15 protein-coding genes and 1 tRNA gene are annotated in these 12,741 nt (G+C 66.8%); 7 read left to right on the plus strand and 9 right to left on the minus strand.

The features are described from left to right. Positions 1 to 143: 143 nt before the first annotated feature. Positions 144 to 977: an outer membrane protein gene (locus V6R86_RS01300; protein ID WP_338501349.1), complete on the plus strand. Its 834-nt coding sequence runs from the start codon at positions 144 to 146 to the stop codon at positions 975 to 977. Between the two features lie 7 nt (positions 978 to 984). On the opposite strand, the gene V6R86_RS01305 is transcribed toward V6R86_RS01300, so the two are convergent. From V6R86_RS01305 to V6R86_RS01320, 4 genes are all read right to left on the minus strand, one after another. Next, positions 985 to 1,884 (minus strand): J domain-containing protein, encoded by a 900-nt coding sequence (locus V6R86_RS01305; protein WP_338501352.1) that lies wholly within the window; start codon positions 1,882 to 1,884, stop codon positions 985 to 987. Positions 1,885 to 1,984: 100 nt separating this feature from the next. Next, positions 1,985 to 2,731, minus strand: a complete 747-nt coding sequence (locus V6R86_RS01310) for a PEPxxWA-CTERM sorting domain-containing protein (RefSeq protein ID WP_338501353.1) — start codon at positions 2,729 to 2,731, stop codon at positions 1,985 to 1,987. 101 nt (positions 2,732 to 2,832) lie between these two features. Further along, positions 2,833 to 3,816, minus strand: a complete 984-nt coding sequence (locus tag V6R86_RS01315; RefSeq protein WP_338505361.1) for an NAD(P)H-dependent flavin oxidoreductase — start codon at positions 3,814 to 3,816, stop codon at positions 2,833 to 2,835. A 17-nt stretch (positions 3,817 to 3,833) separates the two neighbouring features. Then, positions 3,834 to 5,072, minus strand: a complete 1,239-nt coding sequence (locus tag V6R86_RS01320) for an aspartate kinase (RefSeq protein WP_338501355.1) — start codon at positions 5,070 to 5,072, stop codon at positions 3,834 to 3,836. Between the two features lie 52 nt (positions 5,073 to 5,124). On the opposite strand from V6R86_RS01320, the gene ubiG reads away from it, so the two are divergent. Together ubiG and V6R86_RS01330 are read left to right on the plus strand one after the other, a co-directional pair. Then, the gene (ubiG, locus tag V6R86_RS01325) at positions 5,125 to 5,850 is read left to right on the plus strand and encodes a bifunctional 2-polyprenyl-6-hydroxyphenol methylase/3-demethylubiquinol 3-O-methyltransferase UbiG (RefSeq protein ID WP_338501356.1); all 726 of its coding nucleotides are present in this window, start codon (positions 5,125 to 5,127) and stop codon (positions 5,848 to 5,850) included. A gap of 92 nt (positions 5,851 to 5,942) precedes the next feature. Next, entirely contained in the window at positions 5,943 to 6,539 is a 597-nt protein-coding gene (locus tag V6R86_RS01330) for a PilZ domain-containing protein (RefSeq protein WP_338501358.1), read from the plus strand. Between the two features lie 3 nt (positions 6,540 to 6,542). Here the strand turns inward: V6R86_RS01330 and V6R86_RS01335 are convergent, their stop codons facing one another. Beyond that, complete coding sequence (locus tag V6R86_RS01335; protein ID WP_338501360.1) at positions 6,543 to 6,905, minus strand: PilZ domain-containing protein; 363 nt, start codon at positions 6,903 to 6,905, stop codon at positions 6,543 to 6,545. Positions 6,906 to 7,007: 102 nt separating this feature from the next. After that, complete coding sequence (locus V6R86_RS01340) at positions 7,008 to 7,322, minus strand: hypothetical protein (RefSeq protein WP_338501361.1); 315 nt, start codon at positions 7,320 to 7,322, stop codon at positions 7,008 to 7,010. A 13-nt stretch (positions 7,323 to 7,335) separates the two neighbouring features. Here V6R86_RS01340 and V6R86_RS01345 point away from each other — a divergent pair, with 13 nt between their 5' ends. Continuing rightward, positions 7,336 to 7,464, plus strand: coding sequence for a hypothetical protein (locus tag V6R86_RS01345; protein ID WP_338501363.1), 129 nt, complete (start codon positions 7,336 to 7,338; stop codon positions 7,462 to 7,464). On the opposite strand, the gene V6R86_RS01350 is transcribed toward V6R86_RS01345, so the two are convergent. Further along, positions 7,443 to 8,114, minus strand: coding sequence for a glutathione S-transferase family protein (locus V6R86_RS01350; protein WP_338501366.1), 672 nt, complete (start codon positions 8,112 to 8,114; stop codon positions 7,443 to 7,445). The two genes, V6R86_RS01345 and V6R86_RS01350, sit on opposite strands and share 22 nt — an antisense overlap. A 57-nt stretch (positions 8,115 to 8,171) precedes the next feature. Between V6R86_RS01350 and rlmB the strand changes: the two genes are divergently transcribed. From rlmB to V6R86_RS01365, 3 genes are all read left to right on the plus strand, one after another. Beyond that, the gene (gene rlmB, locus V6R86_RS01355) at positions 8,172 to 8,924 is read left to right on the plus strand and encodes a 23S rRNA (guanosine(2251)-2'-O)-methyltransferase RlmB (RefSeq protein ID WP_338501368.1); all 753 of its coding nucleotides are present in this window, start codon (positions 8,172 to 8,174) and stop codon (positions 8,922 to 8,924) included. 96 nt (positions 8,925 to 9,020) lie between these two features. Beyond that, the gene (locus V6R86_RS01360) at positions 9,021 to 9,638 is read left to right on the plus strand and encodes a DNA-3-methyladenine glycosylase 2 family protein (RefSeq protein ID WP_338501370.1); all 618 of its coding nucleotides are present in this window, start codon (positions 9,021 to 9,023) and stop codon (positions 9,636 to 9,638) included. Between the two features lie 9 nt (positions 9,639 to 9,647). Then, positions 9,648 to 10,202 (plus strand): NAD(P)H-dependent oxidoreductase, encoded by a 555-nt coding sequence (locus V6R86_RS01365; protein ID WP_338501372.1) that lies wholly within the window; start codon positions 9,648 to 9,650, stop codon positions 10,200 to 10,202. A gap of 645 nt (positions 10,203 to 10,847) precedes the next feature. Here V6R86_RS01365 and V6R86_RS01370 read toward each other — a convergent pair. Then, positions 10,848 to 10,921 (minus strand) — tRNA-Gly (locus V6R86_RS01370). Between the two features lie 162 nt (positions 10,922 to 11,083). After that, positions 11,084 to 12,640 carry a hypothetical protein gene (locus V6R86_RS01375; RefSeq protein ID WP_338501375.1) on the minus strand — a complete coding sequence of 519 codons (1,557 nt, stop codon included), beginning with the start codon at positions 12,638 to 12,640 and terminating at the stop codon, positions 11,084 to 11,086. Between the last annotated feature and the right edge of the window lie 101 nt (positions 12,641 to 12,741).

Raw genomic sequence — 12,741 nt, forward strand, 5'->3', positions numbered from 1 at the left:
ACGGCGCTAACAGGATCAAGCCATCGGGCCAAGCGATGTGGCGCCCGAGCCACACTTCCGGCGCACCGACCTGATCACCCGCATCCGTTGCGGCGGCTCATGCGTAATGAGGGCAATCACACAAAAATCGGAGCACTTCCTACATGCGTATTCTTTCCGCAGCGTCTGTTCTCGCCATTGCCCTGACGGCCACCTCCGCTCAGGCGCAGGACCGCACCACCAGCTGGACCGGCCCCTATGTCGGCGGCCAGATCGGCGTCACCAACATCGACAACGACCGCAATCCGCAGGTCCGCTTCGACACCAATCGCGACGGCACGTTCGCTGATACCGTTCGCACCGGCACCGGCGCCAACGCCTTTTCGCCCGGCTTCTGTGACGGTCGCGCCAATGGCGTCAGCCCGCAGGGCGGCTGCGACAATGGCGACCAGGCGCTCGAAGGCGGCGCTCACATCGGTTATGACATGGACTTCGGCGGCGTCGTCGTCGGCGTGGTCGGCGAATATGACCGCACCAGCCTCGAAGACAGCGTGTCGGCCTTTTCGACCACGCCTGCCAATTACGTCCTGACCCGCAAGCTGCGCGACAGCTTCGGCATCCGCGCCCGCGTCGGCGTTCCGGTCGGCTCGGCCCTGCTGTACGCAACGGGCGGCGCGGTGCACGGCCGCTTCCGCAACAGCTTCACCAGCAGCAACACGGCGAATGCCTTTGCGGTCACTGACACGCGCACCAACGGCTGGGGCTATCGTCTCGGCGGCGGTGCCGAGCAGCGTCTCGGCGGCGGCCTCTCGGTCGGAATCCTGTATCTCTATTCGTCGATCAAGGACGATGGCGACAACCGCATCGACGTCACTCGCGGCACCGCGCCGGCGACCAACCCCTTCGTCCTGACCAACGCCGCCGGGACGCAGTTCCAGCGCACCGACGAGCGTTTCCGCAGCCACGCCGTCAAGGCCACCGCAAGCTTCCGGTTCTGATCCGGCTTTAGTTGCGCATGATCTCGCCTATCTCCGCATTCCTGCGGAGATAGGCGTCGCGCTTGCACACATCGGTGTCGCAGGCGCGGAGGCGCGCGAGAAACGTCTCGCGAGTCGTGGTCAGCCGAGCCCTTTTGGCCTCGGTGCCATAGCGAAAGCTCTGATCAGTCAGGATCTGGAGATGCCGTTCGAGCGGCGCCAGCTCCACCTTCGGGCTGGCGTCGACGGGCGCCGGGGCGGGCGCCGCAGCCCGCACGTCGCTCCGTGAAGCCACCGGCGCCGCAACCGAAACCTCAACCTTCGACGCAGACGGTCGGCGCTGCTGCCCTTCGGCTTCGGCGCTTCGCGTCGGCAAGCGCGGCGGCGCGCTGACCGGAAGCGGCGGTGTGACCACCACCGGACGCTCAACCTCCGGTTCTTGGTCGGCCCGGGGCGCCGGCGGCGCTGGCTCTTCCGGCGCGATCCGCCGATGCATCGCCGCGCGATCCTCGGCCGGGCGAATATCGGGCTCGGCAAACGCCGCCGCCGCCGGACGCGTCGCCATGTCGGCCATCTTCGGGGCCGGCATCAATTGCGGTTGCCCGAGCGCCCACCAGCCGAGCCCGATCGTGCCCGCCGCCAGCAGCAGAAACAGATTGCGCCCCGTCGCCCCGCCGCGCACCCGCTCGCCGGTGGCGATCGCGCCGCCCGGCTGGAACCGCGCCTGGCGCGTCTCGTCATAGGCTGCCCGCCGCTCGGGATCGCGCAGCACGTCCCACGCGGCCGTTACCGCCTTGGCCCGCGCCGGATCGGCCTCCGCCCCGCCGCCATCGGGGTGAAAGCGCCGCATCAGAGCCAGATACGCGCTGCGGATCGCCACCGGATCGGCCTTGGGATCGACCCCCAGGGTGCGATAGTGGCTGGTCATCGTGTCGCCCGTGGTCCCCGCTGCGTCGCGCTTGCGGGGATTGCTTCTACGAGCGAGGCGGGGCCTTGGCGATGGCTTTCGTCAGCCGCCGCCGCCCAGGTCAGGCGACGCGCAGGACGGCGGTCCGGCGGCGACGCATGGACGCGCCGATGGCACCGAAGCCGACCAGCATCATCGCCCAGGTGCCGGGCTCGGGCACCGCCGAGGTGACGGTGATCGCGCTCAGCTTGAAGCCATCGAGGACGTTGTCGGAATTGCTCCGCGCCGCACCGATCAGCCAGACATTGCCGGCGTTGCTGCCCGACGCCAGATTGGTCTGGAAGCCGGTGCCGAGGTTGCCGGACACGTTCCACAAATTGCCGTTGAGCGCGGTGAAGACGGCATTGCTGGTCGCGATCGCCGTGGTCGCCGGCACCGTGCTGGCGAACAATCCGCTCGCGGTGGCGAAGCTGACCGAAGCGTCATTGTCCAGCGCCTGCCCGTTCTGGCTGTAGGGCGTGAGCTTGGCCGAGGAGAGGTTCACCGCCTGGTTGAAGACCAGCAGGATGAAATCGTTGCGCAGGTAATTGTCGACCGCATGGGCATTGCCCGATCCGTCGCCTTCGGTCGGATTGGTCACGCCAAGACCGCTGCTGAACGAACCAAGATACGCTGTTTCGAGCGTCGAGCCGGTGTAGGACCAGGCGGTGGCCTGCACCGTGATGCCGTCGGCGGAAAAGGCCCGGACGTTGCCATCCGCGCCGTCGCCGGGCGAATTGCCGGTGAAGGTGATCACGGCCGCCGAAGCGGGTGTCGATACAGCGAACGCGGCCGCCAGAGTGGCAGCAACGACAGTCTTGCGAATCATTTCGTAAACCCCCGAGCTAATTAAATTCGCATTAATTCGGGTGGGCGGGGTCTGCGAGTGGATTTATTCTGGCCCTTGTCTCGTTTTGATACGAGACTGGTTTAGCTCCGCCGCTCGAGCGCTGTTTCGGCTTCCGCCACCAGCTCGGCGATGATCTCGGCGGTTGGCTGCTCCTTGGTCACCATGCCAACTGACTGCCCAGCCATCACGCTGCCGGTTTCGACATCGCCGTCGATCACCGCCCGCCTGAGCGCGCCCGCCCAATAATGCTCGATCTGCAATTGCGCTTCGGCCATTTCCAAGCGCTTGCCGTCGAGATGCTCGGCGATCTCGCGCTGCTTGGCGGCGAAGCGCTCGGTTTCCTTGTTCTTCAAGGCGCGCACCGGAATCACCGGCAGGCGCGGGTCGATCTGTACGCTCGGCACTGCATCGCGCGCGCTGGCGCGGATGAACGCCTTCTTGAAGTTGGCATGCGCGATGCTTTCGGTCGCGCAGACGAAGCGGGTGCCGAGCTGCACGCCCGCCGCGCCCATTTCCAGATACGCCGCGATCGCCTCGCCCCGGCCGATCCCGCCGGCCAGGAACACCGGGATCTGCTCGGCCATGTGCGGCAGGATTTCCTGCGCCAGCACGGTGGTCGAGACCGGCCCGATATGGCCGCCCGCTTCCATCCCTTCGATCACGATCGCGTCCGCGCCCGATCGCATCAGCTTTTTGGCGAGGCTTAGCGCAGGCGCAAAGGCGATCAGCTTGGCGCCCGTCCCCTTGATCCGGTCGATCGCCCCGCTCGGCGGCAAGCCGCCCGCAAGCACGATATGCCCGACCCCATGCCGCCCACAGACATCGATCAGCTGGTTCAATTGCGGGTGCATGGTGATGAGATTGACGCCGAAGGGCTTGTCCGTGCGCTTCTTCGTCTCGGCGATTTCGGTGTCGAGCAGCTCGGGGTTCATCGCCCCGCAGGCGATCACGCCGAACCCGCCGGCATTGCTGATCGCCGCCACCAGATTGCGCTCGCTGACCCAGCTCATCGCCCCGCCCAGAATGGCGTAGCGCGTGCCCAGAAACTCGGCGCCGCGCGCCATCAGGGTATCCAAACGGCTCAAGCAACGCGCTCCTGGTCGAGGCCGAACGCGGTGTGCAGCACGCGCACCGCCAGTTCGGTATAGGCTTCGGGGATCAGCACGCTGACCTTGATCTCGCTGGTGGTGATGGCGAGGAGATTGATCCCCCGCTCGGCCAGCGTGTCGAACATCTTGGCCGCGATCCCGGCGTTGGACCGCATCCCCACGCCCACCGCGCTGATCTTCACCACGTCGGTATCGGTCAGGATATCGGTAAAGCCTGCCGCATCCTTGATCGTCTCCAGCTCGGCGACCGTCTCGGGCAGGCTCGCGGTCGGCACCGTGAAGGTGAGATCGCTCGGTTCGCCCGCTCGCGCGACCGATTGGACGATCATGTCGACGTTGATGTTGGCCGCCGCCAGCGGGCGGAAGATCGCCGCCACCGCGCCCGGCCGGTCGGGCAGCCCGCGCAACGTGATCCGCGCTTCGTTGAGGTCGTGAGCGATGCCCGTGATGATGTTGCGTTCCATGTTCGATTCCTCGACCGCCTCTTCCCCGGCGATAAGCGTGCCCGGCCGGTCCTCGAACGAGGACAAGACCTTCAAGGGCATGTTGAAGCGCATGGCCAGCCCGACCGAGCGGGTCTGGAGCACCTTGGCCCCGACCGACGCCAGCTCGAGCATCTCCTCGTAAGTGACGAGATCGAGCTTCGCCGCCCGCGGGACGATGCGCGGGTCGGTGGTGTAGACCCCATCGACGTCGGTATAGATGTCGCAGCGATCGGCCTTCATCGCGATCGCCAGCGCCACCGCCGATGTGTCCGAACCGCCCCGGCCGAGCGTCGCCAACGCGCCTTCGCCGGTCACGCCCTGAAACCCCGGGATCACCGCCACCCCGCCCGCTGCGAATGCGCGGTCGAGCACGGCGACGTCGATATCCTCGATCAGCGCGCTGACATGACCCGACGCGCGGATCGGCAGCTGCCAGCCCATGTAGGAGCGCGCCTTGACCCCCATCCCCTGAAGCGTGATCGCCAGCAAGCCGCTGGTCACCTGCTCGCCCGAGGCCACCACCACATCATATTCGCGCGGGTCGTAGAGCGGCGCGGCCTCGCGGCACATCTGCACCAGCCGGTCGGTTTCGCCCGCCATCGCGGAGACTACCACCGCGACCTCATGCCCGGCCTCGACCTCGCGCTTCACCCGCTCGGCGACATGGCGGATGCGCTCCATCCCGGCCATCGACGTGCCCCCGAATTTCATCACGATGCGGGCCATGGGTCGGGCGGCAATCCTTGGGTTGAAGCGGCTTGCCTGTTAGAGGCGCGGGATGGTCGAAACAAGCACGAGCATCCGCGCCGACGAAGCCGCCCACTTCGGCGCGATGGCCGCCGACTGGTGGGACCCCAAGGGCAGCTCGGCCATGCTGCACAAGCTGAACCCGGTCCGCCTCGGCTTTATCCGCGAAGCGATCGACCATCATTTCGCCGCCGACGAACGCGCGCTGCGTCCGCTCGAGGGTCGCACGGCGCTCGACGTCGGCTGCGGCGCGGGGCTGCTGGCCGAGCCGCTTGCCCGCCTCGGCGCGCACGTCACCGGCATCGACGCCGCGCCCGAACTGATCGAAGCCGCCCGCACCCACGCCGGTCAGACCGGCCTCGCCATCCGCTATGTCGCGGGCGAAGTCGCGGCGCTCGAGGGCCAGTTCGACCTCGTCACCGCGCTCGAGGTGATCGAACATGTCGCCGACCCCGCCGCCTTTGTCCGCAGCCTCGAACAGCGCCTCGCCCCCGGCGGCCTCCTCGTCATGAGCACGCCCGCCCGCACCGCCTGGTCGCGGCTGCTGACCATCACGCTCGCCGAAGGCACCGGCCGAATCCCGCGCGGCACGCATCATTACGAGCAATTCCTCGCGCCCGAGCAGCTCACAGCCCTGCTGTCGCAAGCCGGCCTTACCGTCACCGCCACGCGCGGCATCGCCTTTTCCCCGACCCGCGGGCTGCATCTCAGCCAGGACCTCAGCCTCAACTACTTGGTAGCCGCCGCGCGGAGTTGAGCCAGACTGGCACAGCCGCGATCCGCCCCTTTATCGCAACTGATCTTCGTTACTAAAGACGCGAATTGCTCTTTTCATCGACGGAGTCGTTCGTGCCCAACCTTGCCACCTTGGAACCTGCCGCGCCCGCCGAACATCCGGCGCGCGAGGAACGTCGCCCGGTTTCCCTGCCGGGCTGGCTGACCCGCCCCGGCCAGGAAGCCAAGGCGCATGACTTTGTCATCGACAACATGTCCTACGGCGGGTGCCGGCTGCAAACCGCCGCCCCGCTGGAACGCGGTGACGCGGTCGATCTCACCGTGCTTCGCCGCGGCGCTATCCCCGGCGTGGTGCGCTGGCACAATGCTTACGGGATCGGCGTGTCGTTCGCGCCCGAACTGCCCGAGCGGATCGAAACACCGCGCAAGGTCGAGCGGGTGCCGGTGCAGACCGCGCTTGCCGTGCGCCAGACCGGCCGCCGCCCGCGCTCGGTGCCTGCGACCAACCTGTCGCGCTTCGGTTGCTGCCTCACCTTCGACGATCTGCCGGTCGCAGGCGAATGGGTGTGGGTCGCGATGCCCGGCCTGGCCCCGATCGAAGCGCGGGTGCGCTGGGCCGACGGGCGCCGCGCGGGGGTGGAGTTCGTCCATCCCATCCACGCCTCGGTGCTCGACATGCTGCTTCAGCGCTGCGCGGCCGGCAACGCCTGATCGTCAGTCCGCGCCGCGCTCGGGCGCTCGCTCCTCCAGCCAGTCCGACAAGGGCGCCAGCCCGTCGACCAGCGGAAAGGCGACCCCCGCCTCGCGGCCCGACACCCAGCGCAATTCGCCCTTGATCGGCGGCAGGTCGGGGATCTGCAGGATCACCCGCTCGGCCGGCACGATCTGGCAGCCGGTGCGCAGTTTGACCCCGCCGTTCGACGCATTGTCGAGATAAGCGGCATATTGGCGATTGCCGATCCGCACCCGCACCGGGCAGCGCACCTCGCGCCGTTCGAACCGCCGCGGCTTGAACCCCTCGCCCCGACCCTCGCTCGCGTCCTCGGCCTCGAGGCCGGCGCGGACGATCTTCTCCATGAACATGCCTTGGCCCCCTACAACCGAGCGGGCTCACCCTAAGCGCCAAGCCTTCAAGACAGGCTTGCCCATCATGGTTAGCGAAGCCTTCCGAATTGGGAGCTACAGCTCCAGCGTCAGTGAGCCATGCACGGGAACCGCTGCCCATCGCGGGCCGAGCTCGTCCAGCCGCGCGCGAATGGCATCGACTTCTGCCTCGCTGACCGGCACCGCCGCATGGCCCCGCGCCGCGCAGGCATGCTCATAGGCCGCGATCAGCTCGCCTGCCGGTACGCGCCCGCCCCACATCTCGGCCTGAAAGCATTCCACCAGCCGCTCGACCGCTTCCTCTTCCGCTCCGCCGCTGGTGGTGAACGCCGCCGGCGCTCCGTCCGCGACCATCCCGAGAAAGCCGTCCGACCACGCTTTCGACCGCATAATGCACCATATCGTGAGGGATGATCCCCTGCTTGGGGCAGTCGATCCGCTCGTCGGCGCGACCCTCGCGCTCGACCACCAGCGCGTCCATCTTGCCCGCGCCCTTGGTGAAGATCAGCCTCAGAAATCGACCTTGTCGTAATGCTGCGGCGGGACGATCACTTCCATCCGTTCGCCCAGCAACGGCCGGAACGCCGGCCGGCTTTTCATCACGCTGTACCAATCCTTGGTCTGCTTGTGCCCGCGCCAATCGACCGCGCCAAGATAGTCGATCACGCTAAGGTGCGCCGCGGCGGTGAAATCCGCGAGGCTCAGCGCCGGCCCGGCAAGCCAGCGACGATGGTCGAGCAAATAGTCGAGATAATCGAGGTGGTTGTTGCCCACCCGCATCGCGTCGCGCAGCACGCGCGTGTCGGGGCTTTCCTTGCTGACCAGGCGCTTCCTCATCCGCTCGACCATCAGCGGCTCGACCACTTCGCGGAACAGCTTTTCATCGAACCATTCGGTCAGTCGCCGGATCTCCGCCCGCTGCGCCGCGTCGCCGTGGATCATCGGGACCTTTTCCACCGTCTCCTCGAAATATTCGGCGATCGGCTGGCTGCCGATCAGGACGATGTTGCGCTCGGTCTCCACCAGCACCGGGGTCTCGCCCGCCGGATTGAGATCGACGAATTCGTCCCGCCGCTCCCACGGATTTTCGCGCACCAGTTCGGCCGGAACGCCCTTCTCGGCCATCACCAGCCGGACCTTGCGGGAAAAGGGACACAGGGGAAATTGCAGAAGCTGCCACATGAGGAGAGGCTTTAACGCGGGTTCACCGAGGGGCAAGGCGAAGCTACAGCGTTTCGCATGACCCGCCGAAAGAAGTCGCATCAATCCTCCCACGGCAGCGCCAATCGCCCGCGCTTCTGGGGCCGCCACGCCGTCGCCGCCGCGCTCGACAACCCTGATCGCCGGGTGCTGAAAGCCTGGGCGACGCAGGAAGCCACCACCTTCATGAACTTCCCGCCCGAGGTCATCCTGACCCGCGCCGAAGTCACCGATCTCGCCCGCCTGGTGCCGAACGACGCGCCGCATCAAGGCGTGGTAATCGAGGTCGAGCCGCTGGAAGACCTGTGGCTCGGCGACCTGCTGTCGGAAGCGGACGAGAAAGCCACCCTTCTAGTGCTCGACCAGGTCACCGACCCGCATAACGTCGGCGCCATCCTCCGCTCCGCTGCCGCGTTCGGGGCGATCGGCATCGTTACCCAGGACCGGCACTCCCCTCCCGAAGGCGGCGCGCTGGCCAAGGCGGCCTCGGGCGCACTCGAGCGCGTGCCGTGGGTCCGCGTCGTCAATCTTGCCCGCGCGCTCGACGAAATGGAAGAAGCCGGCTTCTGGCGCATCGGGCTTGCCGGCGACGCCAAATCGACGCTGGGCGAAGCGCTTGGGCCGAAACGGGTCGCGCTGGTGCTCGGCGCCGAAGGCCCGGGCATGCGGCAGAACGTGCGCGATCATTGCGACGCGCTGGCGAAACTGCCGATCACCGACGCGGTCGAAAGCCTCAACGTCTCCAACGCCGCCGCCATCGCCCTCTACGCGGCGGCCGAGGCGGGGAAGTGAAGTCGTTCTCGCAAACCTCGTTCGCCCTGAGCGAAGTCGAAGGGCGTGGCGCGAACGTGCTTCGACTTCGCTCAGCACGAACGAGAGGGTAGAGAGGTGGTCCACACGCCCGAATCCCTCGCCCAAGGCATCGCCCACCTCACCGCGACCGAGCCCGCGCTCGCCGCCGCGGTTCAGCGTCACGGCCACCCCGAACCGCGCCAATCGGACCGCGGCACCGCCGCCCTGCTGCGCACCATTGTCGGCCAGCAGGTCAGCGTCGCCGCCGCCCAATCGATGTGGAACAGGCTCACCGCCGCCTACGGCGACCCGCCCGATCTCCACCGCCTCGCCGCCGCCACCGACGAAGAATTGCGCGCGCTCGGCCAGTCCCGCCAGAAAGCCGGCTACCTCCGCAGCCTCGCCACCCTCACCCTCTCGGGCGAGCTCGACCTCGACAATCTGCCGGCCGACAACGAAGAAGCCATCGCCCTCCTCACCAAGGTCAAGGGCATCGGCCGCTGGTCGGCGGAAATCTATCTGCTGTTCGCCGAAGGCCGCGCCGACGTCTTTCCCGCCGGCGATCTCGCGGTGCAGATCGAACTCGGCCGGCTCCTCGGCACCGAAGGCAAGCCCGCCGAAAAATGGCTGCGCGAGCGGGCGGAAAGCTGGGCTCCCTACCGGGGTGCGGCCGCCGTGCTGGCGTGGCACAGCTACAATACCAAGGTCCTGTAGAAGAGCCCTATGCCGCGCCACATCGTCGCCATCGGCGGAACCACCCGCCCCGACAGCAGCACCGAACGCGTGCTGGCGCTCGCCGCCGAAGCGGCGCGCGGCGACGGCGCAGAGGTGCAGACGTTCGGCGGCGCCTACATGGCGGGCCTGCCCCATTATCGCGGGCCCGACTGGACCCCCGACAAGGGCCGCGAGATGATCGATGCGGTCCGCGCCGCCGACGGCATCCTGCTCGCGACTCCCGGCTATCACGGCACCGTCTCGGGCATGGTCAAGAATGCGATCGACTATCTTGAGGAACTGGCGAATGACAGCCGCCCCTATCTCGAAGGCCGCCCGGTCGGCCTGATCGTCACCGCCTTCGGGCATCAGGCCGCGAACAGCTCGATGACCACCTTGCGCACCATCGCCCACGCCCTGCGCGGCTGGCCCACCCCGTTCGGCGCCGCGCTGAGGATCGGCCCCGACAGCTTCGACGCGCAAGGCCGCTTCCTCGACGACGACAGCGCCGCCCAGCTCCGCCTCGTCGGCACCCAGGTCGCCCACGCCGCCGGACGGCTTTGAGGGGTTGGGTCGTTCCCTTCGAGGAGCGAGGCGCACTGTTAGGGCGAGGAGCGGCGGGAAGGTGCCTGCCTCAGTCAGGTGTTTAGGTTGCGCGTGCCAGGTAGCTCTGAATGTCTGCTTTGGGTGGAAAGCGGACATTGGCCGGGTGCGCTACTCTGGCTTTGAAACGCTCAGGAGCCTTTCGACAAGGACAGTCCTCGTCGCGTCACCAAGATACCGTTTCTGGTGTGGTCGCACACTGACACGGCCTACTATGCGAACTTTGAACGTCCCCCACGGAGGCTCTGGCTTCCGCCAGTGAGCCACTTTTCTGGCTTCCGCATCCAGCTGCTCACACATACGCGCCATGCACTTGAGCGATGCGCCGTCATTCGCCGTTAGGAGACTTCGTCCGCCCGCCTTGCACTGCTCGAACCTGCTGTTCTCGAAGTTGGTGAACCACTCACAAATAAGGGTCTGTCGTGGTCCGAAAGCGACGCCGTCCACGACAACGCCCCCGTTCGAAACTGGGGCCGTAACCGCCAAGGAAAGGACAATCGCGCTCCACATGCCTTTAACCTACAACGGGTTAGAACGTCCGCAATGGGTCGAAAGCAGACATCTGCCAATCGCCACGTGCGATCACGCTCCAGTCCGTCAGGCGGCTGGAGCGGGTGAAGGGAATCGAACCCTCGTCGTAAGCTTGGAAGGCTTCTGCTCTACCATTGAGCTACACCCGCATCCTGCGCGCGCGGCCAAACGGCCGGTCGTGCGACGATGCGGAAGCGATTGGCACGACTGTGGCAAGCTGGTCAACATCGACCTTGCAGATACGGTCAATCTTGACTGGCGATTTCACCATGATCTCGACATCGCCAAGATCGGTTTGCAGCGCACGACAATCACCAAGTGTGGCTGCCGAGCGATCGACGATCGTGAGGCGCCGGCGGCGCCGACGGATCGACCCGCAGAAGCGCATGGCCTCCCGCGGCGAATAGCTCACGCGTGTAGCGCGCGCGCCAATCACTGAAGCGTGGACCCGGGTTCCAGATGCGATAGTCCGCCGGAGTCGCGACCAGGAAACGCTCGCCTCCTGTCCTTGGCACATGGTCGAGGGCGTAGACGGACCGTCCACTCAACAGGACGAGCGGCATGGCGGTTTCGGGCGCCAACGCCTCGATCCGGGCGGTCGCTGGCAGATCGGCGACCAATTGCGCCTGCTTCTTCTGGACCATGGCGTCGAACCCCGGAGACTGACCGGACGCCGCATAGCGGGGACTCATGCCCATGAACTGATAGGCGAGAATGACGCTGTCACCGACCACCAGGGCCCTGACGTTGCCTGCAAGCGAGCCGACGAACGCGACCAGCACCAGGACGTGCAGCAGTGTTCGGGTCCGGCGCTGCCGATGGCTATTGAACCAGTCGAGCAGGACGAGAATGCCGCCGGTCCACAGGCAGGCTGTCGCAGGCCACAGGTAGCGCAGGTGGGGAATCGGCGCCCGCAGCAACCATGCCAGCCACATGGTCCCGCCGATGACGATCAACAGCGCGACAAGATCGTTGCCGCGGACACCCTCGTCACTCCTCGGGACGGTGCGGCGGAACAGCCAGAACAGAGCGATCCCTGCGATAAGAAGAAGTGGGAAATGCCCGTTGGCGATTTCCATCGTTTCGAGCAGGTACGGCAGGGTGCGAACGGTGTGCGCGCCAGTCGCGGCCCCGAGAAGCGTGGCCTCGCGCTCCCCCAGCCCGCCGCCCCCAAACCAGTAATGACACGCGATAATGGTTCCAGCTACTAGAATGGCGACCACCACGGTGAGAGCAGCACGGCGCCACCTCGCCCAGTCGCCCTTGTGATAAACCAGAACGAACAGCCCAAAGCCGCCGAGCGCCGCCAGGAGATTGACCCGGGTCGCGCAGGCAAGGCCGAACAGAAGCCCGGAAACCAGCGCCGCCGAAGCCGAATGGCGGCCACGCCAGGTCCAATGCGCGGTCGACGCCAACAGCAGTGCGAACGCCATCAGCTCGCCCAAGGCGAGACTTGCCTGCAGCAGGATGCCCGGCGTCGCGGCCAATAGTAAGGTTCCGGCAAGCGCCAGGCTGTGATCGCTGCCCGCCGCGCGAAAGACCCGAAAGCCAAGCAGGAGCATGGCCAGGCTGGCCGCGATCGTGATCGTGCGATGCGCGAGAATGTCGAGGCTGAACAGCGCGAGGAGACCGTGCGTGATCAGGTGCAGTCCGCCGGTGGTGATGGTCGGAACGCCGGTCGCGATGGTCTGAGGTACCCGGACGCCCCAGGTTTCTGCCGTGCTAAGAAGGATCCACGCCTCGTCCGGCTCCACCGACAGCCGCAGACTTGCGGCGAACCAGCTCGTCACCAGCACGGCGAGCGCGGCGACGTACAGGTGGTTGAAGCCGATCCTGCTTTTCGGCTCGGCCGCGGACTGCGAGGCCAAATCATCAAAGCCGCCAGGGTCGCTGGCTGCTGTTACCGTGTTCACGCTTTCGATCCCCCAGGTCCCGGGCCTTTATCCAAAGCCTCTCCAACCCGCGCAAG

The organism is Sphingomonas kaistensis, assembly GCF_036884275.1.
GTDB lineage: Bacteria > Pseudomonadota > Alphaproteobacteria > Sphingomonadales > Sphingomonadaceae > Sphingomicrobium > Sphingomicrobium kaistense_A.

What these genes read in the sequence shown, in the direction of transcription:
- V6R86_RS01300 (WP_338501349.1), top strand. Translation starts at nt 144, where the DNA reads ATGCGTATTCTTTCCGCAGCGTCTGTTCTCGCCATTGCCCTGACGGCC.
- V6R86_RS01305 (WP_338501352.1), bottom strand. Translation starts at nt 1,884, where the DNA reads ATGACCAGCCACTATCGCACCCTGGGGGTCGATCCCAAGGCCGATCCG.
- V6R86_RS01310 (WP_338501353.1), bottom strand. Translation starts at nt 2,731, where the DNA reads ATGATTCGCAAGACTGTCGTTGCTGCCACTCTGGCGGCCGCGTTCGCT.
- V6R86_RS01315 (WP_338505361.1), bottom strand. Translation starts at nt 3,816, where the DNA reads ATGGCGCGCGGCGCCGAGTTTCTGGGCACGCGCTACGCCATTCTGGGC.
- V6R86_RS01320 (WP_338501355.1), bottom strand. Translation starts at nt 5,072, where the DNA reads ATGGCCCGCATCGTGATGAAATTCGGGGGCACGTCGATGGCCGGGATG.
- ubiG (WP_338501356.1), top strand. Translation starts at nt 5,125, where the DNA reads ATGGTCGAAACAAGCACGAGCATCCGCGCCGACGAAGCCGCCCACTTC.
- V6R86_RS01335 (WP_338501360.1), bottom strand. Translation starts at nt 6,905, where the DNA reads ATGGAGAAGATCGTCCGCGCCGGCCTCGAGGCCGAGGACGCGAGCGAG.
- V6R86_RS01340 (WP_338501361.1), bottom strand. Translation starts at nt 7,322, where the DNA reads ATGCGGTCGAAAGCGTGGTCGGACGGCTTTCTCGGGATGGTCGCGGAC.
- V6R86_RS01350 (WP_338501366.1), bottom strand. Translation starts at nt 8,114, where the DNA reads ATGTGGCAGCTTCTGCAATTTCCCCTGTGTCCCTTTTCCCGCAAGGTC.
- rlmB (WP_338501368.1), top strand. Translation starts at nt 8,172, where the DNA reads ATGACCCGCCGAAAGAAGTCGCATCAATCCTCCCACGGCAGCGCCAAT.
- V6R86_RS01365 (WP_338501372.1), top strand. Translation starts at nt 9,648, where the DNA reads ATGCCGCGCCACATCGTCGCCATCGGCGGAACCACCCGCCCCGACAGC.